Source organism: Pseudorhodoplanes sp. (assembly GCA_032027085.1).
Lineage (GTDB): Bacteria > Pseudomonadota > Alphaproteobacteria > Rhizobiales > Xanthobacteraceae > Pseudorhodoplanes.
Genome location: JAVSMS010000001.1, coordinates 1,728,519 through 1,750,408, shown reverse-complemented (window position 1 = coordinate 1,750,408; position 21,890 = coordinate 1,728,519). Strand labels below are relative to the sequence as shown.

Here is a 21,890-nt window from a genome sequence, read left to right as displayed (position 1 = left end):
TCAAGACGAGGACGTGGCGTGCGCGTGGTCAGGTACAAGCGCCGCGTTAGCAGCGTCCACCGCCGCCAGCTCGGTCATAACCTGATCCGCCCATTGCATCTTCTTATAGTCGAAGCCGTTCTGCAGCGTCGGCTTCACCACCTCGAAATAGGGCGAAATGTCAAAATCGCGCGGCGCATAAAGCGACGAATGACGGATTTCCAGGATTTCCTGACGCATGGCTTCGCTTTCGACGCGCGTGATCTTGGGCAGGATCGGGTAACGTACGGAGTCAAAAGCCTGCGCGATCAGTGCCGAGCAGATGATGCGGGTGGGGTCGCCCGAGCCCATTGCCATCATGCGGCGGCGAAAACGCGCCGGCACCGGCATTGGAAACAGATAGCGCATCAGGTCGACGATGTTCTTAAGGTCGTAATCGAAGCCGATGCGCTCGGCTGCGAAGCCGCAGACACGCACACAATCTTCCTTCGACAAGCCGGTCGGACGACAGATGCGGGTGTGATACTGGAAATATTTCGACAGCGGCGCGGCAACGACGCCCTTTCCCAGCTCGGCTTCCACCAGTGTCAGCGGTTCTCCGTCCGCACTTTCGCGATCGCCGATGCGCCCGACAAAAAGCGCGGCGTGCGACCAGGTCGATTGGGTGAGATATTTGATGACGCCGGAAACGCGGTTATTGCCTTCGACCAGCAGCACATCGCCGGGGCGAAGCGTCGAGCGCAATGCGGCGGGATCGCTCGGCGTGAAGGGCTCATAGCCCTGCACGGGCTTTTCCAGATAGCTGGCGAGCAGATGCCCGATTCTGTCGAGCGCAGTACCCATGGCAGCGCTTTCCCTCTGGCACGCGGTCCCTGCCGCTTACCGCCATACACAACATTATTGGTCGGAAGCCGTTGCCATTTGGTTCATGCCGCCATGCGGCAATCTCCGCGCATGCGTGACGGCGATTGCGGTTCCGCGCGCGATTGGGCACATTAGCCGCGTCCCGTAACATTCCAGAAACCATGACTCCATTGAGCCGACGATCTTTTCTCGCCGCGGCGGCCGGCGCCGCGACGACGCCCGCTTTCGGCACGTCCGCGTCTGCCGCCGAACTCGATGTCGCGATTGTCGGCGCGGGCGCCGCCGGGATTGCTGCCGCGCGCAAGCTTGCCGCCGCGGGCAAGAGCGTGCGCATTTTTGAAGCGGCGAATTACATCGGCGGGCGCTGCATTACCGACATGAATATTTTCGGCGTGCCCTTCGATCTTGGCGCGCACTGGATTCATATGCCGGACGTCAACCCGCTCGCGCGGCTTGCGGCGCGCACCGGCCTTGAGGTTTATCCGGCGCCGCCCGGACAGAAACTGCGCATCGGCAAGCGCTATGCGCGCGAGGGCGAGATGGAGGAATTCCTATCGCTGCTGGTGCGCTCGCGGCGTGCAATCGAGGATGCCGCGCGCAAGGTTGATTTGCCATCCGCACAGGCGCTGCCGAAGGATCTCGGCGACTGGCGCGCCTCGGTCGAATTTAATCTCGGTCCGTTCGGCTGCGCCAAGGATTTGAGCGACGTGTCGGCGCAGGATTTCTCGAAATCCTGGGAGCGCGACATTGATGCGTTCTGCCGCCAGGGTTTCGGAACGCTGGTGGCAAAGCTCGCGGAAGGCCTGCCGGTGCAGATTGCGACGCCAGTCGATGCCATCGATTCACGCAGCCGCGGCGAAGTCACCCTCGACACGGCCCGAGGACGGCTCGCGGCTCGCGCGGTGATCGTCACTGCCTCCACCAATGTCCTGCTTGCCGGCAAGATAGCCTTCGCGCCGGAATTGCCGAAGCGGCAGCTCGATGCGCTCAGCCGTCTGCAACTCGGCAGCTACGATCACATCGCGCTGGAATTTTCCGGCAATCCGCTGGATCTGCAACGCGACGATCTGTTGTTTGAGAAGGCGCAAGGGCCGCGCACAGCAGCTTTGCTCGCCAATGCCGGGGGCTCGACGCTGGCTTACATCGATGTCGGCGGCTCCTTTGGCCGCGATCTCACGGAAAAAGGCCCGCGCGAGATGATCGCCTTCGCGCAGGGCTGGCTGGCGGATCTGTTCGGTGCCGATATCAGGCAGACGATCAAGCGCAGTCACGCCACGCAATGGAACGCGGACCCCTGGGTGCTCGGCGCGTTTTCTGCTGCCGCAGTCGGCGGCCAGCCTTCGCGCCGCATTCTGATGGAGCCGTTGCGCGAGCGCATCTTCTTCGCCGGCGAGGCCGCGCACGAGACATTGTGGGGCACGGTCGGCGGCGCCTGGGAATCCGGCGAACGCGCTGCCGACGCAGTCATCAAGCTGCTTGCGCCGCCGGCAAGGCCGCAGCGGCAACCACGTCAACAGCCGCGACGATGATGCAGCCCAAGGCCCTGATCGCTTGGTCGAGCGGTAAAGACAGCGCCTGGGCGCTGCATGAGGTCCGCCGGGCCGGCAATTACGAAATCGTCGCGGCACTGACCACCGTCACGGACACCTTTGGCCGCGTCAGCATGCACGGCGTCCGCGAGGAGCTTTTGCAGGCGCAGCTTGCTGCCGTGCGGCTGACCCCGATTGTCGTGCGTATCCCGTTTCCATGCCCGAATGAAATTTATGAGCGGGAAATGGCCGCGGCGATGGCGCAGGCGAAAGCGGACGACGTCACGCACGTCATCTTCGGCGATCTGTTTCTGGAAGATGTTCGCGCCTATCGCGAGCAGCGTCTGGCGGATGTCGGCATGCAGGCGGTGTTCCCGCTCTGGCAGCGCCCGACAGAGACGCTGGCCCGCGAGATGATCGCGGGCGGCCTCGAAGCGACCCTCGCCACTGTCGATCTGGCGAAACTCCCGCCGTCGTTTGCCGGTCGCCGCTACGACGAGGCCCTGCTGGCGGATCTGCCGCGCGGCACCGATCCTTGCGGCGAGAACGGGGAATTTCATTCTTTCGTATCGGCAGGTCCGATGTTTGCACGGCGGATTCCGATCGCCGTTGGTGAGACGGTGACGCGCGATGGCTTCGCTTATGTCGATTTGCTGCGTGTGTGATTGTTGAAACAGAAAGGCTCCGGCAATCGCCGGAGCCTTCTGATTTCAAACTGGCTCGATCTTACTGGCAGGGATGCCGCAGCCCGTCATAGCCGAGATACGTGCCGCTGCGGGGATCGAAGGAGCGGTATTTCGACGAGCAATAGGCCAGCCAGTCCCTGTCGCCGTAAGCCGGCCCATAATAAGCAGGGGGCGGAGGTGCGGAGGCAGCTGCGCCGAGGATAGCGCCGAGCGCCAGACCGCCGATCACGCCGGCGGCGACAGCGCCGCCGCGATCGCGGCGATAATGGCGCCCGTAATATCCGGGATAATGGCCATGCCGGCGCCACTGCACCTGCTGCAGCATATCGTTCTGCGACGGGATGGTGGCGACGATGTTGGCGGCGGGTGCGGCAGAGGCGGGGGTGGCCGGGAGCGACATCGCCCCGCCGACGATTACGACGCTCAACGCCAGCGGCGCAAATTTGAAAAACATGGTGCGATTCATACTGACAAAACTCCAGAGGATACTTCCGCTGTGACCGTGATTCCGAAATGAGTCCGAAATAGGCTTGCAGCGTGGTTCCTTTCCGCAACGCAGCCATGCAACGTTTGGTTCATCAAGAAGCGGAAGATGACAAAAATGTAATGCGCGACTCAGGCGCGCAGTACGCCGCCGGTGCGCTTGCTGACGTCAGCGACGATCTTGCCGGCGAGCGTTTCGATTTCCTCATCGGTCATCGTCTTCTCGCGCGGCTGGATCGTCACCGCGATGGCGAGCGACTTCTTGCCGGACTCGATGCCCTTGCCCTCATAGACATCGAACACCGTTACGTCGGTGATGAGCTGCTTGTCGACATTCTGTGCGGCGCGCACGAGATCGGCGGCCTTCACCGCACGGTCGACAATGAAAGCAAAGTCGCGCATCACTGGCTGGAACGGCGAAATCTCCAGTGCAGGCTTGGCGCGCGTCGCCTTTGCCTTCGGCTCCGGAATGCGGTCGAGAATCAGCTCGAATGCGACAACGGGTCCTTCGGCGTCGAGCGCTTCCAGCGCGCGCGGATGCAATTCGCCGAACCAGCCGAGAACATTTTTCGGGCCGATCTGGATGGTGCCTGAGCGGCCTGGATGGAACCAGGCCGGGCCGCCGGACACGATCTGCAGCGCTCCCATCGGTGCGCCGGCCGCCGCCAGCACCGCCAATGCATCCGCTTTGACATCAAATGCATCCGCAGCGCTGTTGCCGCCGGACCAATGCCGACCAAGGCCTGCGCTCGTTGCGAGGCCGCGCCGCAGACCCGTGGCGGCCATCAACTGGTCCTCCGGCTTGTCTCCGGTGAAAATCTGCCCGACCTCGAAGACCGCCGTGTCAGTGAAGCCGCGATCGGCGTTGCGCTGTGCTGCCGCAACGAGGCCCGGCAGCAAGCTCGGCCGCATGTCCGACAAATCGGAAGCGATCGGATTGGCGAGTGCGAGTTCGGGTTGTCCGCCGCCGAACATTTGCGCCTTCGGCTTCGAGATGAACGACCACGTCACCGCTTCTTCAAGCCCGCGCGCGGCTAGCGCGCGCTTGGCCTTGCGGGTGCGGTTTTGCGCCAGGGTGAGCACCGGCTTGCGCGGTGCCTCGCCGCGTGGAAATTCGGTCGAAGGCACGTTGTCCATGCCGGCGATGCGGACCACTTCCTCGACGATGTCGGCCTTGCCTTCGACGTCGCCGCGCCAGGACGGCACGGCGACTTTCACCACGGGACCTTGGCCCGCAACGAAGAAGCCGAGATGGCCGAGGATGCGCTTGGTTTCGGTCAGCGAGATGTCGAGGCCAGTCAGGCGCTTCACCTCGTCCACCGGGAAGTCGATTGGCCGCTCGTCAACTTGCGGGTTGCCGGTGACGACGATCTCCGACGGCGTGCCGCCGCACATCTCGAGCACGAGCTGCGTCGCGAGATCGAGTCCCGGCACCATGAAATTCGGATCAACGCCGCGCTCGAAGCGGTAGCGTGCGTCGGAATTGATGCCGAGCTTGCGGCCGGTCTGCGCGATGTTGAGCGGCACCCACAATGCTGACTCGATCAGCACGTCGGTAGTCGTCTCCGAGCAGCCGGAGGCTTCGCCGCCCATGATGCCGGCAAGCGATTCCACGCTTTTTTCATCGGCGATGACGCAGATGCTGTCGTCGAGCTTGTAGGTGCGGCCGTCGAGCGCCAGCATTTCCTCGCCGGCTTTCGCGCGGCGGACGGTGAGATTGCCGTGCACCTTCGCGGCATCGAACACGTGCAGCGGGCGCCCGCGGTCGAAGGTCATGTAGTTCGTGATGTCGACCAGCGCGTTGATCGGGCGCAGACCGATCGCGGTCAGGCGCTTCTGCAGCCATTCCGGCGAGGGGCCGTTCTTCACGCCTCTTACCAGCCGCAGCGCGAAGCCGGGGCAGAGCGAGGGCGTGTCGCCGAAATCGAACGTCACCGACACCGGGCAGGGGAATTCGCCTTTGACCGGCTTCGGAGTGTTTTCCTTGAACTTGCCGATGCCGGTGGCGCCGAGATCGCGTGCGATGCCGGAAACACCGGTGCAGTCGGGACGGTTCGGCGTCAGGTTGATCTCGATGACAGGGTCGTTGGCGCCGATCACGTCCGCGAACGCCGCGCCGACCGGGGCATCGGCAGGCATCTCGATGATGCCGTCTGCATCGTCGGAGAACTCGATCTCCGCGCCCGAGATCAGCATGCCGTGGCTTTCGACGCCGCGGATCTTGCCGACGCTCAGCGTGATGTTCTTGCCGGGGATGTAGGTGCCGGGCTTGCCGAGCACCGCCTTCATGCCGCCGCGCGCATTCGGCGCGCCGCACACGATCTGGATCGGCGCGCCTTCGCCGGTATTGACCATGCACACGCGCAGGCGATCCGCATTCGGATGCTGCACGGCGGAGAGGACTTCCACCACCCTGAACGGCGCGAATTTCTTGGCCGGGTCTTCGACATTCTCGACCTCGAGCCCGATCATGGTGAGCTTGTCGACGATCTCATCGAACGTGGCGTCGGTGTCGAGATGCTGCTTCAGCCAGGAAAGGGTGAATTTCATGTGCTCAGCCCTCCCGCCAGCGTCGGGAAATCCAGCGGCCGGAAGCCGTAATGGTTCATCCAGCGCACGTCGGCATCAAAGAATGCGCGCAGGTCGTTCATGCCGTATTTCAGCATGGCGATACGGTCGATCCCCATGCCCCAGGCGAAGCCCTGATACACGTCCGGATCGATCCCGCAATTCCTCAGCACGTTCGGATGCACCATGCCGCAGCCGAGAATCTCGAGCCAATCCTCACCTTCGCCGAAGCGGATTTCACCTTTTTCGCGCTTGCACTGGATGTCGACTTCCATCGACGGCTCGGTGAACGGGAAGAACGACGGGCGCATGCGCATCTTCACGTTGTCGACCTCGAAGAACGCCTTGCAGAATTCCTCAAGGATCCATTTCAGGTGGCCGAGATGCGAGCTCTTGTCGATCACCAGGCCCTCGACCTGGTGAAACATCGGCGTATGCGTCTGGTCAGAATCGCTGCGATAGGTGCGGCCCGGGCAGATCACGCGGATCGGCGGCTTCTGCGCCAGCATGGTGCGCACCTGCACGGGTGAGGTGTGCGTGCGCAAAAGTTTGCGCGAGCCGTCCGGGCCTGGATTGAAATAGAAGGTGTCGTGCATTTCCCGGGCCGGATGCCCTTCGGGAAAATTCAGCTTGGTGAAGTTGTAGTCGTCGGTCTCGATGTCCGGGCCTTCGGCGACCGCGAAACCCATATCGGCGAAGATCGCGGTGAGTTCGTCGATCACCTGGCTGATCGGATGAATGCGTCCGGCTTCGGCGGGGCTTTCGCGCAGCGGCAGGGTGACATCGACGGTTTCGGTCGCCAGCTTCCGGTCGAGGGCGGCGTTCTTCAGTGCCTCGCGGCGTTCTGTGATCGCCTGAGTGACGCGATCCTTCAGTCCATTGATCGCCGGACCCTTCTGCTTGCGCTCTTCCGGCGTCATGCCGCCGAGTGTCTTGAGCAGAGCCGAGACCGAGCCGCTCTTGCCGAGCGCGGCGACGCGCACGGCTTCCAGCGCGGCTTCGTCTTGTGCCGTGGATATGTCAGTCAGGATTGCCTGCTGAAGTTGGGCAATGTCGGTCATGGGCGGTCTCTGTAACCGTCATGGCCGCGCTTGTGCCGGCCATCCACGTCTTGATGCCATGAAGGCGCGGATGCCCGGCACAAGGCCGGGCATGACGACGGAAAACTTACGCCGGCAGCGCTGCCTTGGCCTTCTCAACAATCGCCTGGAACGCCGCCGGTTCGTGGATCGCGAGATCCGACAGCACCTTGCGGTCGATCTCGAGGCCGGACTTATTGAGGCCGTCGATGAAGCGGCTGTAGGTCAGTCCGAACGGGCGCACGGCGGCGTTCAGACGCTGGATCCAGAGCGCGCGGAAGGTGCGCTTCCTGCGCTTGCGGTCACGGAAGGCGTATTGGTTGGCCTTCTCCACCGCCTGCTTGGCGATGCGGATGGTGTTCTTGCGGCGGCCGTAGAAACCCTTGGCGGCCTTGAAAACCTTCTTGTGGCGGGCATGGGCGGTAACGCCCCGTTTGACGCGAGCCATGGCTGATCTCCTTTGAGCGGTAAAAGCGAGTTTGAATGCCCTCGGCGATCAGCCGTTGGGCAGCCAGTACTTCTTGATGTTGTCACCATCGCTCTTGAACAGAACGTTGGTGCCGCGAAGCTGGCGAATCTGCTTCTTAGTTCGCTTGATCATGCCGTGGCGTTTGCCGGCTTGGGTGTATTTCACCTTCCCCTTGGCCGTCACTTTGAAGCGCTTTTTGGCGCCCGATTTGGTCTTCAGCTTGGGCATTTGGCTCTCCTGTTGGCCGGCCACAGCGTGCAAAAGCCCGCGGCAGCCTGCGGTGCTCGTAATGAGCGATGCTCGGATGTGAGCTGTCTCAGCCGCCACGGCAGCCCTTATCAGCCGGGCGGCGAGAGGGGCGGGTTATGGCAGAGACAGGCCCAAAAAACAAGCATTTGGGGCCCCTTGGCGGGATCGATCGGAGGCATAGATCGTTCTCCTGCCCGGGCGCCTGTGATTGGCGGTTTTGGGCAGGAAAAGGCAGACAAATTGGCCGTCAGGCCGCTTGGAGTTGGCAATGCGCAGGTTTTTCCGATTCGGACTGTTTCTCGCACCCCTGATGCTCGCGGGGGCCCTCACGGCGGCGTCCCAGCGCCCGGCCGGCGCGGCCTCCTTCGACGGAAACTGGAGCGTTGTGGTCATCACGGAAAGCGGCACATGCGACCGCGCCTACAGGTATCCGGTGCGGGTGGTGAACGGCCAGATCAAATACGAGGGCGAAGCTGGCATCGACATCCACGGCAAGGTCGACGGCTCCGGCAAGCTCAGCGCCACCATCTCCCGTGGCGACCAGCAAGCCAGCGGTCGCGGCCGGCTCACCCGCAGCAGCGGGTCGGGCACCTGGAGCGGCAAGTCGAGAACAACCGCCTGCAGCGGGCGCTGGGAGGCCGAACGCCGCGAAGGCTGACCTCCGGCGCGCTTACACCAGAACCATCCTCCCCTGATTGCGCCGTGTCGCGACTGCGGGTGTGGCAATTTATCTCGTTTCGTTTTCACGCGCGACGCAGACGTGTCTTCGCTAAGCGACTGTAATCAGGCGCTTTCATCGTATTCGTGCAATGGGGATTTCCGGACCGTCGGGAGGTTGGACCGACACGCTTCGGCAACTATAGTCGCCGCTCGCCCGTCAATTCACGCACTGAACGGAGGTTTCGAGGATCAATCTTCGGGACTGGGGGACTTTGCTATGAAATCTGTGTCGGCTTTTTCCGAAATCAATCAGGCCAAAGTAAATCTCGACCACATCTATTCAGAAAAAGACCCGCGCGAATATTTCAAATATCTGGGACAACTTGACTACATCATCCCGCATCTTGCGCAGCCCATCTTCGACCAGCTCATTCGCGCGCGGGCGCACTCGCAAGTCGAACCCGTGACAGTGCTTGATCTCGGCTCATCCTACGGCGTCAACGGCGCGTTGATGAAATACACATTGACCTACGACATGCTGCGCGACCGCTACACATTGCCGGCGCTGCAGGCTCTGGCCAGCGAGGAAATGCTGCGGCTTGACCGGGCATTCTATGCAGCATGGCCACAGCACCGGCACCTGCGGGTGATCGGCCTCGATGCTTCGAAGAATGCCATCGCCTATGCGCAGGCCTGCGGCACGGTCGATCGCGGCATCGCCATCGATCTTGAAACAACCGATCCGACGCCCGAACAGGCTGCCGTCTTGGCCGATGTCGACATCATCGTTTCCACCGGCTGCGTCGGCTATGTCACCAGCAGGACCTTCCGCAAGCTGACGGCGCTGAGCCGGCGCGGACGGCCGGCCTGGGCCGCGTCATTTGTGCTGCGGATGTTTCCTTTTGACGACATCGCCGCGAGTTTGGCCGAGCAGGGGCTCGAAACGGAAAAATTCGAGGGGGCGACCTTTGTGCAGCGCCGCTTCGCCGATCGCGCTGAAATGGAGGCGACAGTGCAGGCGGTCGAGAGCCGCGGCATCGACACCCGCGGGCACGAAACCGAGGGCCTCTATCATGCCGATTTCTTCCTCTCGCGGCCGCCCGCGGAAATCGAACGATGCCCGATCCAGAAGCTGGTCAGCGTCGTGAGCGGCGCCAACAAGCCCTGGACACCCGGGACGAATGTGCTTGGAAGTTTTGGCCGCTCGGCGCGCAAGCGTGCGCGCTCCGAGCGGTCGCATCTCACCTTGGCGCCAGGATCATGATCATCTGACGCCCCTCGAACCTCGCGTCCGATTCGACCTTGGCGATAGTCGCCGTGTCGTCCTTCACGCGGTTCAGCAGCTTGCTGCCGAGTTCCTGGTGCGCTAGTTCACGGCCCCGGAAGCGCAGGGTGACCTTCACCTTGTCGCCCTCTTCAAGGAAGCGCTGCATCGCCCGTAGCTTCACGTCGTAATCGTGATCGTCGATCATCGGGCGGAACTTGAGTTCCTTGACCTCGACGATCTTCTGCTTCTTGCGGGCTTCGGCGGCCTTTTTCTGGGCCTGATATTTGTACTTGCCGACGTCGAGGATCTTGCACACCGGCGGCGTCGTATTGGGTGAAATCTCGACCAGGTCGAGACCGGCGTCCTGCGCCATTTTGTAGGCTGTATTGAATTCAACGACACCGTGGTTGGTGCCGTCCTGATCGATCAACTGCACTTCGCGTGCACGGATCTCATCGTTTGTGCGCGGGCCATCCTTCTGAACGGCAGGCGCGGCTCTCATCGGGCGACGAATGGCAGATGTCTCCTTCTGCTGTTGCAATAGGCCGGCTGAAAATCGGAGGAATTGCGGCGCGCGATAAGCGCCGGACCTTCCGTCCTTCGCAACCGGTCGGGACTGAGAATTGGGATAAACCGTCAATAAGTCAACGGCGGCAGACGCAAGTTGCGTCGCTGTTTAACGATTTTTGCCGCCGGATGCGAAATTTCGTCAAGATTTCCGCGATTGTGCGACGTCGGAATAGAGTTTCAGCGTCATTTCGGCCACGGCCGGGGCGTTAAAATGGTCGGCCACCCATTCGCGGCCGCGCTGTCCGATCCCCTTCCGCCATGATTCCGGCATGGAAAAGAGCCGGACCAAAGTGGCGGCCAGCGCCTGATGGTCGCCCGCCGCAAAGCGCAGCCCGGTCATGCGGTCCTCAGGAACCGACGGTGGGGCTAGCACGATGTCCGGGCCGGCGCCGAGATCGGACACGATGACCGGCCGCTCCATCGCCTGCGCTTCCAGGATCGTGTGTTGCAGCCCCTCTTCCTGGGTCGCCGCCGACACCACCGCCATCGAGGCCATATAGGCCGCCGGCATGTCGTCCACCGGGCCGATCAGCCGCACCACGTCGGCGGTGTCGGTCGCCAGCACCTGATCCCACAATTCGCCGGCGTAGCGGCTGCTCTCGTGGTCTTCGCCAACCAGCACGCAGACGAAGTCCTTGCAGCCCATTTCCTTCAGGCGATGTGCGGCGCGCACCACGATGTGATGGCCCTTGCGCCGCAGGATGCGGCCGGCAATGAGGATGACCTTGTCGTCCGCCTTGACGCCAAAGCTTCGTCGGATGGCGTCGATGCGTTCTGACGAAACTACGGCCGGATCGAAGCGCTGCAGATCGACGCTCGCCGGAATAACGGCGATGCGCTCCCAGGGTACGTTGTAGCGTTCACTCACCAGTTGGGCGAGCTGGTCGCTGACCGCCACAATGCGGTCGCCGCGCGCCATCACGCCATTATAGATGCGCTTGAAGACATGCTGTTCGCGAAAGCCCTTGTACCAGCTCGTCACGAATGGCACGCGCGTCAGCTTCGAAGCGACATAGGCGCTCCAGGCCGGTGCGCGACCATGCGCATGGATCACGTCGCAACGCCGTTGCCGAACAAGGCGCGCGATCATCGTGGCATTGGCGGTCATGACGATCGGATTCTTGCTCGCGACATCGGCGCGAACAAATTCGCCACCGGCGGCGATCACGTCGCGCTCAAGACGGCCGCCGCTCGACAGTACGATCACGGCGTGCCCGGCGAGAGTCAGATTGCGCACGAGTTCGAGCGCGCCCATTTCGGCGGCGCCGGATTGCAGTGTCGGAACGATGACAAGAATGGTCAGCCGCGATTGGCTTTTGCGATGCGGCGGAATGACGAAATTGTCCTGCTGATGCGGCGCAGCTTTATCCGCGACGGGCTCAGGCGTTTCGGGCCGGCGGGCTGCGGAACCGGAAATCACTAGGAAGCCTTTCAGTTTGCTGGCAAATGCAAGTGAGGAAGAGCCGGCTGGACGCGTCAGCCGCAAGACGGTGATAGAACCCTTCGGCGGCCCACGCAATGCGGCCGGCGGCCGACGTTCGCACAAGGAGATGTGATCGCCAAGGTTGCCTCCGGAGATTGCGGCGGAAGCATGAATGGCGGCGAATTGCGGCGTATGGAACGAAGTCACATGAACATGAATGAGAACGCCAATCCGGTTGCCCTGAAATCGCTGACGGTCGGCTCCGGCCCGGCCCAGCGGATGATCGCTGTGCGGCAGCGCGACGGCGCTTTGCCCGGTCTTTTCTGGATGGGCGGCTTCAAATCCGACATGAAAGGCACCAAAGCGGAAGCGCTCGACCAATGGGCGGCTGCGCAGGGCCGTAGCTACACTCGCTTTGATTATTCCGGGCACGGCGAATCAGGCGGACAATTTTCCGAAGGCACGATCAGCCGCTGGCTCGAGGAGAGCCTCGCCGTGTTCACCGAGTTTTGCCGCGGGCCGCAAATCGTGATCGGCTCGTCGATGGGTGGCTGGCTGGCATTGCTGCTGGCGCGGGAATTGCGCAGGCTCGATGCGGACAAGCGCGGCGCCGAAATCAAGGGAATGGTGCTGATCGCACCTGCCCCGGATTTTACCGAGGTCCTGATGTGGCGACGTTTCACACCCGCGATCAAAAAGGAAATCGAAGAAAAAGGATCCTGGCAGCGTCCGTCCGACTATTCCGAAGCGCCGTATCTAATCACACGTGGTTTGATCGAGGATGGCCGCAGGCATCTGCTGCTGGGTGGACTGATCGAAACCGGCTGTCCGGTGCGCATCCTCCAGGGCGTGAAGGACGAAGACGTGCCTTGGCAGCATGCGACCGAGCTCGTATCGCGGCTTGCACGCGACGATGTCATTCTCACGCTCGTCAAGGATGGTGATCACCGCCTGTCGCGTCCGGAGGATATCGAGCGGCTGATCGCGGCGGTGGCCGAATTCCAGTGATTCTCTTCTTCAACAGGCGGCGGGACTGGACTTAAACTCGCGGCAAATTTTCACGACGGAGCCTCTGCAAATGTCTTACGAAACCATTCTTGTCGAAACGCATGGCCGCGTGGGCGTCATTCGCCTTAATCGCCCGCAGGCGTTGAACGCGCTGAACGCGAAGCTTGCCGGCGAAGTCAGCGCGGCCATAGACGCCTTCGAAGCTGACGCGAATATCGGCTGCATGGTCATTACCGGCTCCGACAAGGCCTTCGCCGCCGGCGCCGACATCAAGGAAATGGCCGGCAAATCCTACATGGATACGTTCATGGGCGACTTCGCCGCGAGCTGGGATCGGGCGGCGCGCGCGCGCAAGCCGGTGATCGCCGCGGTCGCGGGCTTTGCACTTGGCGGCGGCTGCGAACTCGCCATGCAATGCGATTTCATCATCGCCGCTGACAATGCGAAATTCGGCCAGCCGGAAATCAAGCTCGGCGTCATTCCCGGCATTGGCGGTACGCAGCGGCTGACGCATGCCGTTGGCAAGGCCAAGGCGATGGACATGACGCTGACCGGCCGCATGATGGATGCGGCAGAGGCGGAGCGTTCCGGTCTTGTGGCGCGCGTCGTGCCGCTCGCCGATCTGATGACCGACGCGATGAAGGTCGCAGAGGCGATTGCGTCGATGTCGCTGCCGGCGACGATGCTGGCAAAGGAGGCGGTCAACCGTGCGTTCGAGGTGCCGCTGACGGAAGGCATCCGTTTCGAGCGGCGCGTGTTTCATTCGCTGTTCGCCACCGCTGACCAGAAGGAAGGCATGGCCGCCTTTGTCGAAAAGCGGCCGGCGAAGTTCACCCACAAATAAGGGGTGGTCGAATGCAGTCGCAGCCGCGGCTGCGCGCGGCGAACGCCGGGTGTCGTTCCTCGGGCGTCGCGGAGTTTGCCGACGCGCCGCTTTGCGCGGGTCCGTCGGCTCCATCCGCGCCGCAAAGAACAGGGACAGCGGAGCGTTGGCCAATCTGTTCTCATGAGCAAGCCCGTCATTCTTCGAGGCTCGCTGCTGCGCCGTTCGCACCTCAGGATGACGGATCGCGCTACTTCCTCACGCAAATTACGCGCGTGACGGCCGCTTTTGCCGTTTCGATGTCCGCACGACCGATGACTGGCATCACATTCGACGCTTCAAGAAATTTGCGGATGGTCGCGCCGGGCACCAACGCCGACTGTGGCGTAGCTGCGGACGAGCCGGCGATGACAATTGAATTCACGTCCAGCATGCCGACAAACTGGCCTTGGCCGTCGAGCGCGGCAGCGCCGGCGAATCCCTGTGCCGGCGTTGCATCGAGCAGAACCCGCGTGCCTTCCACGCCGCGCAATTTTGCCGGCGACACCGAAACGGTCGTGCCGCCCGCCTGCGTTTTTGGATCGGCGACCCCGATCAGCACGAGGTCCGCGCCTTTCGGCGATTCGGTCGACAAGGGCAGTGCGCGGATATGGGCGGCGCCGTGCAGCCGCAATAGCGCGAGATCGGAATTTTTCTCTTCGGCGATGCGTTCGGCATGGCCGTGGCCTGCGACGACAATGCTACGGCAATCGTCGGTCGCCTGTCGTTCAGTAATGATATGGCCGGCACTGCTTACGATGATGCCGCTGGCATATTCGACCGCGCGCCGCACCGGCTCTGCGGCGTCGCTGCCGAACGGCGCGAAGGCGCTCGACATGGCGACGACGACGGGCTCCATGATGCCGTCCATCGCCTGATCGTAGAGAATGGTCAGGCCGCGTGCTTCATTGTCCTTGAGCTGCGCGCGAACGTAGAATTTCTTCAGGCCCTGCAATCCTGACAGCACGAAGAAATCCGAACGCAGCACGTTGTATTCAACCCTGCGGTTCTTCGGTTGTTTCTTCTGCTCCTCGAACAGCTCGGAAAGCTGCGCGCCGCCCATTTTCTCGCGAAAGGTCTCAATCTGAATTTCGCCCCGCGCGGAAAACCAGCGCGTGCCGCTCGCGCCGCGTTCGGATTTCGCCGCGAACTTCGCTGGAATGCCAAGCCGCGCGCCGGGCAGGGCCTCATCCTCGATCAGCGTCCAGCCGACCTGCTCGCGCTGCGCTTTCACGGCTGCAGCTAGGCTCTCGCGTTCCTGCGGCGTGAGAAGTCCAGTTTCCTTGGCCTTGTGTTTCTTCTGGAACGCCTTCACCGCGGCGATGGAGCGCTCGCCGAAATCGCCGTTGACGCCGCCATTATAGTCGCCGGACCAGACCAGGTCAGACTGGATGGCGAGCCGCTCGGCCAGCGGCATGGTGGCATAGCTCTCTTTCAGTGCGGCCATCTCGGCCGGATTGGGCGCGGACGGCTTAGCCTTGGCGGAGGCGGTCTTCGCGGCCGGTTTCTTCGCTGCCGCCGCATCCTGCGCCGAAGCAGGCAAAGGCGCCGCAAGCGCGGTAGCTGCTGCCAATGCGGCAATTGCGACCAACTCTCTCATTAGGGCCTCGCGCGAGGTCTTTTGCATGATGGCCGCGCAGGCCCGCTCTGTGCAAGCGCGCTCTTGCGGCCGAGCCCCTTGACCTTGCGCTCCCGAGCAAGCGTGATGGGGGTGAACAGCCGGAATGTCATCGATGCTTACCGCCGACGAACTCGAACGTTATGCCCGCCACATCGTCCTGCGAGATGTCGGCGGTCCGGGCCAGGCCAAGCTCAAGTCGGCGCGGGTGCTGGTGGTCGGCGCCGGCGGACTTGGTGCGCCTTTGCTGCTCTATCTTGCCGCGGCGGGCGTCGGCACCATCGGTATTGTGGACGATGACAAGGTCGCCTTGTCCAACCTGCAGCGTCAGGTCATTCACGCCACGCCGGATGTCGGTGTTGCAAAGACCGATAGCGCCGCCGCTGCAATCCAAAGACTCAATCCGCATGTGAAAGTCGAAACGCATCCCACGCGATTGACGGCGGCGAACGCCATGCAGCTTGTGTCATCTTATGACGTGGTCGCCGACGGTTCTGACAATTTCGCCACCCGCTATCTCGTCTCCGACGCCTGTTTCCTCGCGAAAAAGCCGCTCGTCACGGCGGCGCTCGGCGTCTTTGACGGCACGCTCACCACCATCCGCGCGCATGAGCGCGCGGCCGACGGCACGCCCAATCCGACCTATCGCTGCCTGTTTCCCGAGCCGCCGCCGGCTGGAACCGTGCCGGCTTGCGCGGAAGCCGGTATTCTTGGCGCGCTGCCCGGCGTACTCGGCTCACTGATGGCGCTGGAAGTGATTCGCGAGATCGTCGGCTTCGGCGAAGGTCTGGTCGGCCGCCTGCTGATGCTTGACGCGTTGGCGATGCGCTTCGAGACGCTGCGCTACGGTTGGGACAGGGACAACCCGCTGTCGGGCGAGAAGCCGACAATCCGGAATTTGTCGCTGCACGCCTGACGTTATCATTCCGGATTCGCACGCTGCGCGCGCGCCCCGGAATGACTGTCACAACATGCTCGGCAGCACGCGATCCGGCGGCTTGTGCCCATCCATGAAAGTCTTGATGTTGATGATGACCTTCTCGCCCATGTCGATACGGCCTTCGACCGTCGCCGAGCCCATATGCGGCAGCAGCACCACTTTGCCTTCGCGCGCGAGCTTGGCGAGACGCGGATTGAGCGCCGGTTCGTGCTCGAACACGTCGAGACCGGCACCGGCGATCTTGCCGGAATCGATCAGCCGGATCAGGGCATTCTCGTCGATCACCTCGCCGCGCGCGGTATTGACGATATAGGCCTCGGGCCGCATCAGCGCGAGCCGACGCGCCGACAAGAGATGATAGGTTGCTGGCGTGTGCGGGCAATTCACCGACACGATGTCGACACGCGCCAGCATCTGGTCGAGACTTTCCCAGTAGGTGGCGTTCAGCTCTTCTTCGATCTTCGCCGGCACGCGCCGGCGGTTGTGATAATGGATCTGCAATCCGAAGGCGCGGGCGCGCCTCGCCACCGCCTGGCCGATGCGGCCCATGCCGACGATGCCGAGCCGCTTGCCCCAGATGCGATGTCCGAGCATCCAGGTCGGCGACCAGCCGCTCCACTCGTTCTCGCCGGTGAGCACCTGCGCGCCTTCGGCGAGCCGGCGCGGCACGGCGAGGACCAGCGCCATGGTCATGTCGGCGGTATCTTCGGTGAGCACGCCCGGCGTGTTGGTCACGGTGATGCCGCGCTGCAGGGCGGTGGTGACGTCGATGTGGTCGACGCCATTGCCGAAATTGGCGATCAGCTTGAGATTCTCGCCCGACTGGCTGAGCACAGATGCATCGATGCGGTCGGTGACGGTCGGCACCAGCACGTCGGCGGTTTTGACCGCGGCAACGAGTTCGGCCTGCGTCATCGGCCTGTCGTCCAGATTGAGCCGGGTGTCGAACAATTCCCGCATGCGGGTTTCGACGCTGTCGGGCAATTTGCGCGTCACGACGACCAACGGTTTCTTGCTTTTGGGCATCCTGTCGCGCCTCATCCCTGCATTACGCCGGAGAGCTCCGTTCAGCCCTCTTTAACCCGGCTCGCCGACACTGCGCCGGTCGATCGGCGCACGGTTCCGGCGCCGATATTTCATGTTCGATATGGTCATATCAACCCAAAACGCCCGACTGAACAGGCTGATCGCTGCGGCTTTGGTCGCGGGCGCCTGGCTTGTGGCGGCCGTGCCGGCCGGTGCGGCCGGCGAGACCGCGCATGGCTCGGTCAGCGGGCTGCCGGTGCCGCGTTATGTCAGCCTCAAGTCGGATCGCGTGAATGTGCGCACCGGCCCGACCAAGGATCACGACGTCGCCTGGGTGTTCACCCGGTCCGGGCTACCGGTCGAAATCACGGCGGAATTCGAGAATTGGCGGCGTATCCGCGACTCCGAAGGCGCTGAAGGCTGGGTCTATCATTCGCTGCTGTCCGGCCGCCGCACGGCGGTTGTGACCCAGCGCAGCAAGGATGACCTGGTGCCGCTGAACGAAAGCCCGGAAACAACCGGCGCGGTCAGTGCGCGGCTGCAATCGGGCGTGGTCGCCTCGGTCAAGCGCTGCACCGGTTCCTGGTGCCGGATTACGGGAGACGGCTTTGACGGCTGGATTCCGCAGGAACGCCTGTGGGGCGTCTATCCCAACGAGAAAATCGACTGAGCCGCGCGGCTCAGCCGTCCCGATCTGTTGTGACACTCGAACAGCCTAGTGTGGTTCGGAAATTCGCCCCATTCTCGCGGCGAATTTCGGAATCGGGACACTAGCGGGGCTGCGACCTGATCTTGCGCAGGCGCACCACCACGTCGATGCGGGCCACCTCGTAGCCGTCGGGCGCGATCGGCGTCTTGTCGACCACGACGTCCGGGCCGGCGATATCGACGAGCTCGTTTTCGCCCTCGACGAAGAAGTGGTGATGGTCCGAAACATTGGTGTCGAAATAGGTTTTCGAGCCGTCGACCGCGACCTGGCGCAGCAGACCGACTTCGGTGAACTGATGCAGGGTGTTGTAGACGGTCGCGAGCGACACCGGCACCTTGGCCTTGGTCGCCTCCTCATACAGCATTTCAGCGGTCACATGCCGGTCGCCTTTGGCGAACAGGATCCAGCCGAGCGACATGCGCTGACGGGTCGGGCGCAAACCGACATCGCGCAACATCGATTTGACGTCATGCCAAGGGCAGCCATTCAGATCGGTCCTGCGGTGATCGCTCACACGCAGTGCGGGCGATGGCTCGATCGGGGTTGAGAAGACGACGGTACGCTGCTGGGTCATGGTTCCTTGCTCAAATTTGCCCGGTTCAAGGCCGGGGATTTGTTGCAGTTGAAATTATATACGCGAGCCATTCTTATTTGCAACTCTTTCGCATCTAGGCCCCCGCAAAGGTCAGCTTTGCCGTCGGGGACGCCTATGTTAGGGAAATCCCGACTTGGCCGAGGGGGCCGCAATCTCCGAAAAGGACGGCAATGCAGAGCCGGCGAAATACATACGAATTTGAGGATCTTCTGGCCTGCGGACGGGGTGAATTGTTCGAAGGCGGCCCGCAACTGCCGCTGCCCCCCATGCTGATGTTCGACCGGATCACCGAGATTTCCGAGACCGGCGGCGAGCACGGCAAAGGCCTGATCCGCGCTGAGCTCGATATCAAACCGGACCTCTGGTTTTTCCCCTGTCATTTCAAGGGCGACCCGGTGATGCCAGGCTGCCTCGGCCTCGACGCCCTCTGGCAACTCGTCGGGTTTTTTCTCGGCTGGCTCGGATCGTCCGGCAGTGGCCGCGCGCTCGGCCTGGGTGAATTGAAATTTTCCGGGCAGGTGTTGCCGGAAATGAAAAAGGTCATCTACGGCCTCGAGATCAAGCGCATCATGCGCTCGAAGCTGGTGCTCGGCATCGCCGACGGCTGGCTGTCGGCGGACGGAAACGTTATCTATCGCGCCAGCGATTTGAAGGTCGGCCTGTTCAAGCAAGGTGCGGCCATGGCGCCGGCCTCCTGAGGCACGGGGTTTGCAGCGCGCGGCGCTGACAGAAGTTGGGGCGGATGAGGCAAGGATGAGACGGGTTGTGGTGACCGGGATGGGCATCGTCTCATCCATCGGCAATAACACGCAGGAAGTGCTCGCGAGTCTGCGCGAGGCCAAGTCCGGCATTACGCGTTCGGAAGAATTCGTCTCGCATGGCTTCAAGTGCCAGGTCGCCGGTGCGCCGACGCTTGATCCGGAAGGAGCGGTCGATCGCCGCGCGATGCGTTTCCTCGGCGAAGGCGCCGCCTGGAATCACGTTGCCATGGAGCAGGCGATCCGCGACTCGGGCGTTGAGGAAAGCGATATCTCCAACGAGCGCACCGGGATCATCATGGGTTCGGGCGGTCCCTCAACCAGCGTCATTGTCGAAGCCGCCGACATCACGCGCGAGAAAGGCTCCCCCAAGCGCGTCGGCCCGTTCGCCGTTCCGAAAGCGATGTCGTCGACGGCGTCGGCGACGCTCGCCACCTGGTTCAAGATCAAGGGCGTGAATTATTCGATCTCCTCCGCCTGTGCGACATCCAACCACTGCATCGGCAACGCCGCAGAAATGATCCAGTGGGGCAAGCAGGACATGATGTTTGCCGGCGGCTGTGAGGAGCTGCACTGGACGCTCTCCAATCTGTTCGACGCGATGGGCGCGATGTCGTCGAAATACAACGATACGCCCGAGAAAGCGTCTCGCGCCTATGACAGGGATCGCGACGGCTTCGTTATTGCGGGCGGCGCCGGCGTACTCGTGCTGGAAGAGCTGGAGCATGCGAAGGCGCGTGGCGCGAAAATCTACGCCGAAGTTGCGGGGTATGGCGCGACATCCGACGGCCACGACATGGTGGCGCCTTCGGGCGAGGGTGCGCTGCGCTGCATGAAGATGGCGCTTGAGACTGTGAAAATTTCTGTCGATTACATCAATCCGCATGCCACCTCGACCCCGGTCGGCGACATCAAGGAAATCGAGGCCATTCGCGGCATGTTCGGCGACAAGTGTCCGCCAATTTCGGCGACCAAGTCGCTGTCCGGTCATTCGCTGGGGGCCGCCGGCGTGCAGGAAGCGATCTACTCGCTGCTGATGATGCAGAACGGCTTCATCTGCGAAAGCGCGAATATCGAGAATATGGATCCCGCGTTCGCCGACCTGCCGATCATCCGCGAACGGCAGGACAACGCGAAGCTAGCTTGCGTGCTGTCGAATTCCTTCGGCTTCGGCGGCACCAATGCATCGGTGGTGTTCAAGCAACTGGACGCATGACCCTGGGTGATGAAGCTTGTCGATCAGGACATCGACTGGCACGACGGCAATCTCGTCGATGTCCATATCAACGGGCTGTCGGCCAAGGGACAGGATGTTCGGCTTTATCTCGACCTCTATCCGGGCGATGACGTTGACGGCGTGCGCAAGCGTTATTGCTGCACCGGAAAGAGGTTGCGCAAGATCCTGTTCAGCGGCGATATTCCGAGGCTCACCAGAAACAGCAAGTCCGGCAATATCGATTTCATGCGCATGGAATTCACCGACGAATCAGAAATCCTGATCCTGTCGCTGTTCGGCGGTGTCATCGAGGCCGAGGCGGCCGATTTTCAACTGGCAGAAGTCAAGAAATGACCAAACTGATGCAGGGCAAGCGCGGGCTCATCATGGGCGTCGCCAACGATCATTCGATTGCGTGGGGAATCGCGCAGGCGCTGGCGCAGCATGGCGCGGAACTGGCTTTCACCTATCAGGGCGAGGCGCTGCAGAAACGGGTGAAGCCGCTGGCGGAATCGGTGAATTCTTCGTTCCTGATGCCGTGCGATGTTGAGAATATCGGCACGGTCGATGCCGTCTTCGGCGAAATCAAGAAGCAATGGGGCACGCTTGATTTCTACGTGCACGCCATCGGCTTCTCCGACAAGAGCGAGCTGAAGGGCCGCTATGCCGACACCAGCCGCGAGAATTTCATCCGCTCGATGGTGATCTCCTGCTTTTCCTTCACCGAATCCGCAAAGCGGGCGGCGGAACTGATGCCGAACGGCGGCGCCATGCTGACGCTCACCTATAACGGCGGCGACCGTGCCATGCCGAATTACAATGTCATGGGACCGGCCAAGGCGGCGCTGGAATCCTCAGTGCGCTATCTCGCCGTCGATTACGGCCGGCAGAATATCCGGGTGAATGCGATTTCCGCCGGTCCGATCCGCACGCTGGCGGGCGCGGGCATTCACGATGCGCGGTACATGTTTGCTTTCCAGCAGAAATATTCGCCGCTCGGCCGCGGCGTGACGTTGGAAGAGCTCGGCGGCGCGGGGCTTTATCTGCTTTCAAATCTGTCCGGCGGCGTCACCGGCGAAATCCATTTTGTCGATTCGGGCTACAACGTCATCGCCATGCCGCAGCCGGATGCGCTGCGGGAGGCCGGTGGAAAGACGGAGTAAATAGTTGCGTCGTCCCCGCGAAAGCTGGACCCATAAACGCAAGTGCTGCCTGCGATAACAGGCGCTTTCCGAACTTTAATGACGCGGCGTTTGGGTTCCCGCTTGCGCGGGAACGACAGAAACAAAAAAGGCCGGGATTGCTCCCGGCCTTTCGCATTTTGTTCAGGAC

General features: G+C 62.4%; 23 protein-coding genes. 12 read left to right on the top strand and 11 right to left on the bottom strand.

The window, feature by feature from the left end; translation table 11 throughout:
• Entirely contained in the window at positions 1-822 is an 822-nt protein-coding gene (locus tag RO009_08510) for a YiiX/YebB-like N1pC/P60 family cysteine hydrolase (GenBank protein ID MDT3685071.1), read from the bottom strand.
• Between the two features lie 182 nt (positions 823-1,004).
• Here RO009_08510 and RO009_08505 point away from each other — a divergent pair, with 182 nt between their 5' ends.
• Entirely contained in the window at positions 1,005-2,372 is a 1,368-nt protein-coding gene (locus RO009_08505; GenBank protein ID MDT3685070.1) for an NAD(P)/FAD-dependent oxidoreductase, read from the top strand.
• A complete protein-coding gene (locus tag RO009_08500; protein MDT3685069.1) occupies positions 2,369-3,037 on the top strand; it encodes an ATP-binding protein in 669 nt (222 codons plus the stop codon). Before RO009_08505 ends, RO009_08500 begins: the two co-directional genes overlap by 4 nt.
• A gap of 61 nt (positions 3,038-3,098) precedes the next feature.
• On the opposite strand, the gene RO009_08495 is transcribed toward RO009_08500, so the two are convergent.
• The 5 genes from RO009_08495 to rpmI form a co-directional block, all read right to left on the bottom strand.
• Positions 3,099-3,512, bottom strand: a complete 414-nt coding sequence (locus RO009_08495; GenBank protein MDT3685068.1) for a BA14K family protein — start codon at positions 3,510-3,512, stop codon at positions 3,099-3,101.
• Between the two features lie 161 nt (positions 3,513-3,673).
• Positions 3,674-6,091: a phenylalanine--tRNA ligase subunit beta gene (pheT, locus tag RO009_08490; GenBank protein MDT3685067.1), complete on the bottom strand. Its 2,418-nt coding sequence runs from the start codon at positions 6,089-6,091 to the stop codon at positions 3,674-3,676.
• Entirely contained in the window at positions 6,088-7,170 is a 1,083-nt protein-coding gene (pheS, locus tag RO009_08485) for a phenylalanine--tRNA ligase subunit alpha (GenBank protein ID MDT3685066.1), read from the bottom strand. The genes pheT and pheS overlap by 4 nt, the downstream gene beginning before the upstream one ends.
• Positions 7,171-7,276: 106 nt before the next feature.
• Complete coding sequence (rplT, locus tag RO009_08480; protein ID MDT3685065.1) at positions 7,277-7,636, bottom strand: 50S ribosomal protein L20; 360 nt, start codon at positions 7,634-7,636, stop codon at positions 7,277-7,279.
• Positions 7,637-7,684: 48 nt separating this feature from the next.
• Complete coding sequence (rpmI, locus tag RO009_08475; protein ID MDT3685064.1) at positions 7,685-7,885, bottom strand: 50S ribosomal protein L35; 201 nt, start codon at positions 7,883-7,885, stop codon at positions 7,685-7,687.
• Between the two features lie 289 nt (positions 7,886-8,174).
• Between rpmI and RO009_08470 the strand changes: the two genes are divergently transcribed.
• Positions 8,175-8,564 (top strand): hypothetical protein, encoded by a 390-nt coding sequence (locus tag RO009_08470; protein MDT3685063.1) that lies wholly within the window; start codon positions 8,175-8,177, stop codon positions 8,562-8,564.
• A gap of 279 nt (positions 8,565-8,843) precedes the next feature.
• On the top strand, positions 8,844-9,830 hold the full coding sequence (locus RO009_08465) for a class I SAM-dependent methyltransferase (GenBank protein MDT3685062.1): 987 nt from the start codon (positions 8,844-8,846) through the stop codon (positions 9,828-9,830).
• On the opposite strand, the gene infC is transcribed toward RO009_08465, so the two are convergent.
• Both infC and RO009_08455 read right to left on the bottom strand, forming a co-directional pair.
• Positions 9,808-10,347 (bottom strand): translation initiation factor IF-3, encoded by a 540-nt coding sequence (gene infC / locus RO009_08460; GenBank protein ID MDT3685061.1) that lies wholly within the window; start codon positions 10,345-10,347, stop codon positions 9,808-9,810. The two genes, RO009_08465 and infC, sit on opposite strands and share 23 nt — an antisense overlap.
• A 195-nt stretch (positions 10,348-10,542) precedes the next feature.
• Positions 10,543-11,823, bottom strand: coding sequence for a glycosyltransferase family 4 protein (locus RO009_08455; GenBank protein ID MDT3685060.1), 1,281 nt, complete (start codon positions 11,821-11,823; stop codon positions 10,543-10,545).
• A 216-nt stretch (positions 11,824-12,039) separates the two neighbouring features.
• Here RO009_08455 and RO009_08450 point away from each other — a divergent pair, with 216 nt between their 5' ends.
• Positions 12,040-12,834: an alpha/beta hydrolase gene (locus RO009_08450; protein ID MDT3685059.1), complete on the top strand. Its 795-nt coding sequence runs from the start codon at positions 12,040-12,042 to the stop codon at positions 12,832-12,834.
• 70 nt (positions 12,835-12,904) lie between these two features.
• Positions 12,905-13,678: an enoyl-CoA hydratase gene (locus tag RO009_08445; protein ID MDT3685058.1), complete on the top strand. Its 774-nt coding sequence runs from the start codon at positions 12,905-12,907 to the stop codon at positions 13,676-13,678.
• Positions 13,679-13,907: 229 nt separating this feature from the next.
• Here RO009_08445 and RO009_08440 read toward each other — a convergent pair whose 3' ends face one another.
• Positions 13,908-15,296: a serine protease gene (locus tag RO009_08440; protein MDT3685057.1), complete on the bottom strand. Its 1,389-nt coding sequence runs from the start codon at positions 15,294-15,296 to the stop codon at positions 13,908-13,910.
• 133 nt (positions 15,297-15,429) lie between these two features.
• Here RO009_08440 and moeB point away from each other — a divergent pair, with 133 nt between their 5' ends.
• Positions 15,430-16,230, top strand: coding sequence for a molybdopterin-synthase adenylyltransferase MoeB (gene moeB, locus RO009_08435; protein ID MDT3685056.1), 801 nt, complete (start codon positions 15,430-15,432; stop codon positions 16,228-16,230).
• A 48-nt stretch (positions 16,231-16,278) separates the two neighbouring features.
• On the opposite strand, the gene RO009_08430 is transcribed toward moeB, so the two are convergent.
• Positions 16,279-17,280, bottom strand: coding sequence for a D-glycerate dehydrogenase (locus RO009_08430; protein MDT3685055.1), 1,002 nt, complete (start codon positions 17,278-17,280; stop codon positions 16,279-16,281).
• A 112-nt stretch (positions 17,281-17,392) separates the two neighbouring features.
• On the opposite strand from RO009_08430, the gene RO009_08425 reads away from it, so the two are divergent.
• Entirely contained in the window at positions 17,393-17,950 is a 558-nt protein-coding gene (locus RO009_08425) for an SH3 domain-containing protein (protein ID MDT3685054.1), read from the top strand.
• 100 nt (positions 17,951-18,050) lie between these two features.
• On the opposite strand, the gene RO009_08420 is transcribed toward RO009_08425, so the two are convergent.
• Positions 18,051-18,563 (bottom strand): Fur family transcriptional regulator, encoded by a 513-nt coding sequence (locus RO009_08420; GenBank protein ID MDT3685053.1) that lies wholly within the window; start codon positions 18,561-18,563, stop codon positions 18,051-18,053.
• Positions 18,564-18,754: 191 nt separating this feature from the next.
• On the opposite strand from RO009_08420, the gene fabA reads away from it, so the two are divergent.
• Genes fabA through fabI form a run of 4 tightly spaced genes read left to right on the top strand, consistent with a single transcriptional unit; the run spans position 18,755 to position 21,721 of the window.
• Positions 18,755-19,282 (top strand): 3-hydroxyacyl-[acyl-carrier-protein] dehydratase FabA, encoded by a 528-nt coding sequence (gene fabA, locus RO009_08415; protein MDT3685052.1) that lies wholly within the window; start codon positions 18,755-18,757, stop codon positions 19,280-19,282.
• Positions 19,283-19,337: 55 nt separating this feature from the next.
• Positions 19,338-20,558 (top strand): beta-ketoacyl-ACP synthase I, encoded by a 1,221-nt coding sequence (gene fabB / locus RO009_08410; GenBank protein MDT3685051.1) that lies wholly within the window; start codon positions 19,338-19,340, stop codon positions 20,556-20,558.
• 9 nt (positions 20,559-20,567) lie between these two features.
• Complete coding sequence (locus RO009_08405) at positions 20,568-20,912, top strand: hypothetical protein (protein MDT3685050.1); 345 nt, start codon at positions 20,568-20,570, stop codon at positions 20,910-20,912.
• Complete coding sequence (gene fabI, locus RO009_08400) at positions 20,909-21,721, top strand: enoyl-ACP reductase FabI (GenBank protein MDT3685049.1); 813 nt, start codon at positions 20,909-20,911, stop codon at positions 21,719-21,721. Before RO009_08405 ends, fabI begins: the two co-directional genes overlap by 4 nt.
• The last annotated feature ends 169 nt before the right edge of the window (positions 21,722-21,890 follow it).

Bases quoted from the DNA above. Each gene is read 5' to 3' on its own strand.
- RO009_08510 (MDT3685071.1), bottom strand. From the start codon at position 822: ATGGGTACTGCGCTCGACAGAATCGGGCATCTGCTCGCCAGCTATCTG.
- RO009_08505 (MDT3685070.1), top strand. From the start codon at position 1,005: ATGACTCCATTGAGCCGACGATCTTTTCTCGCCGCGGCGGCCGGCGCC.
- RO009_08500 (MDT3685069.1), top strand. From the start codon at position 2,369: ATGATGCAGCCCAAGGCCCTGATCGCTTGGTCGAGCGGTAAAGACAGC.
- RO009_08495 (MDT3685068.1), bottom strand. From the start codon at position 3,512: ATGTTTTTCAAATTTGCGCCGCTGGCGTTGAGCGTCGTAATCGTCGGC.
- pheT (MDT3685067.1), bottom strand. From the start codon at position 6,091: ATGAAATTCACCCTTTCCTGGCTGAAGCAGCATCTCGACACCGACGCC.
- pheS (MDT3685066.1), bottom strand. From the start codon at position 7,170: ATGACCGACATTGCCCAACTTCAGCAGGCAATCCTGACTGACATATCC.
- rplT (MDT3685065.1), bottom strand. From the start codon at position 7,636: ATGGCTCGCGTCAAACGGGGCGTTACCGCCCATGCCCGCCACAAGAAG.
- rpmI (MDT3685064.1), bottom strand. From the start codon at position 7,885: ATGCCCAAGCTGAAGACCAAATCGGGCGCCAAAAAGCGCTTCAAAGTG.
- RO009_08470 (MDT3685063.1), top strand. From the start codon at position 8,175: ATGCGCAGGTTTTTCCGATTCGGACTGTTTCTCGCACCCCTGATGCTC.
- RO009_08465 (MDT3685062.1), top strand. From the start codon at position 8,844: ATGAAATCTGTGTCGGCTTTTTCCGAAATCAATCAGGCCAAAGTAAAT.
- RO009_08450 (MDT3685059.1), top strand. From the start codon at position 12,040: ATGAATGAGAACGCCAATCCGGTTGCCCTGAAATCGCTGACGGTCGGC.
- RO009_08445 (MDT3685058.1), top strand. From the start codon at position 12,905: ATGTCTTACGAAACCATTCTTGTCGAAACGCATGGCCGCGTGGGCGTC.
- RO009_08440 (MDT3685057.1), bottom strand. From the start codon at position 15,296: ATGAGAGAGTTGGTCGCAATTGCCGCATTGGCAGCAGCTACCGCGCTT.
- moeB (MDT3685056.1), top strand. From the start codon at position 15,430: ATGCTTACCGCCGACGAACTCGAACGTTATGCCCGCCACATCGTCCTG.
- RO009_08430 (MDT3685055.1), bottom strand. From the start codon at position 17,280: ATGCCCAAAAGCAAGAAACCGTTGGTCGTCGTGACGCGCAAATTGCCC.
- RO009_08425 (MDT3685054.1), top strand. From the start codon at position 17,393: ATGTTCGATATGGTCATATCAACCCAAAACGCCCGACTGAACAGGCTG.
- RO009_08420 (MDT3685053.1), bottom strand. From the start codon at position 18,563: ATGACCCAGCAGCGTACCGTCGTCTTCTCAACCCCGATCGAGCCATCG.
- fabA (MDT3685052.1), top strand. From the start codon at position 18,755: ATGCAGAGCCGGCGAAATACATACGAATTTGAGGATCTTCTGGCCTGC.
- fabB (MDT3685051.1), top strand. From the start codon at position 19,338: ATGAGACGGGTTGTGGTGACCGGGATGGGCATCGTCTCATCCATCGGC.
- RO009_08405 (MDT3685050.1), top strand. From the start codon at position 20,568: ATGAAGCTTGTCGATCAGGACATCGACTGGCACGACGGCAATCTCGTC.
- fabI (MDT3685049.1), top strand. From the start codon at position 20,909: ATGACCAAACTGATGCAGGGCAAGCGCGGGCTCATCATGGGCGTCGCC.